Here is a 1,377-nt window from a genome sequence, read left to right as displayed (position 1 = left end):
GCCAACGCCGCGCCCATCTGGCAGGCCACGCCGGTGGGCGAGCGCGCCCAGTGCCTGCGCCGCGCCGCGCAGTTGTTGGAAGACCGCATGCAGCCGCTACTGGGCCTGATCGTGCGCGAGGCCGGAAAATCCTTGCCCAACGCCATTGCCGAAGTGCGCGAGGCCGTGGATTTCCTGCGCTATTACGCCGACCAGGCCGAGCGGGAGTTCGGCAACGATACTCATCGGCCCCTGGGCACCGTACTGTGCATCAGCCCGTGGAACTTCCCGCTGGCCATCTTCACGGGCCAGGTCTCGGCCGCGCTGGTGGCGGGCAACGCGGCAATTGCCAAGCCGGCCGAGCAGACCTGCCTGATCGCCGCCCAGGCGGTGCAGATCCTGCGCGAGGCGGGCGTGCCCGCCGGCGCCGTGCAGTTGCTGCCAGGGCGCGGTGAAACCGTGGGTGCCCAACTGGTGGGCAGCCCGGCCGTCGACGGCGTGATGTTCACGGGTTCCACCGATGTCGCGCGCCTGATCTCGCGCACATTGGCCGGCCGCCTGGACGACCACGGCCACACCATTCCGCTGATCGCCGAGACCGGTGGCCAGAACGCCATGATCGTCGATTCGTCGGCCCTGGCCGAACAGGTGGTGTTCGACGTACTGAACTCCGCATTCGACTCCGCCGGCCAGCGCTGTTCCGCCCTGCGCGTGCTGTGCCTGCAGGAGGACAGCGCCGACCACGTGCTGCATATGCTGCGCGGCGCCTTGCGGGAACTGCGGGTCGGCAACCCCGACCAGCTTGCCACGGACGTGGGGCCGGTGATCGACGCCGAGGCGCGCGGCAACATCATCAAGCATATCGATGCCATGCGGGCTGCGGGCCGCCGCGTGGATCAGGTCGACACCGATGGCAGGTGCCGTTACGGCACCTTCGTGCCGCCCACCCTGATCGAGATCGGCGGCGTCGACGAACTGGCGCGCGAGGTATTCGGCCCGGTGCTGCACGTGCTGCGTTACCGGCGCGACGAACTCGACCGTGTGCTGGACCAGATCAACGCCACCGGCTACGGCCTGACTTTCGGCGTGCACAGCCGCATCGACGAAACCATCGGGCATGTCACACAGCGCGTGCACGCGGGCAATATGTACGTCAACCGCAACATCGTGGGGGCCGTCGTGGGGGTGCAGCCCTTTGGCGGAGAAGGCCTGTCGGGCACCGGCCCCAAGGCGGGCGGGCCCTTGTATCTGTACCGTCTGCTGGCAACCCGGCCGGCCGGCTTGCCGCCGGGTGTGCAGGGCAGCGGACCGCTGCCGCGCGTGCTGGCGTTGCCCGGGCCCACGGGTGAGCAGAATACGTATCGCCTGCAGGGGCGTGGCGCGGTGCTGTGCATTGCC

1 protein-coding gene is annotated in these 1,377 nt (G+C 69.2%); it reads left to right on the top strand.

Annotated elements, in window-relative coordinates:
• The coding region (locus LPZ50_RS24845) for an L-glutamate gamma-semialdehyde dehydrogenase (protein WP_230665493.1) at positions 1-1,377 on the top strand (1,377 nt) is incomplete at both ends.

It is taken from the genome of Bordetella petrii (assembly GCF_020991325.1).
GTDB lineage: Bacteria > Pseudomonadota > Gammaproteobacteria > Burkholderiales > Burkholderiaceae_B > Bordetella_A > Bordetella_A petrii_E.
This window is presented reverse-complemented; position numbering and strand designations above follow the sequence as displayed.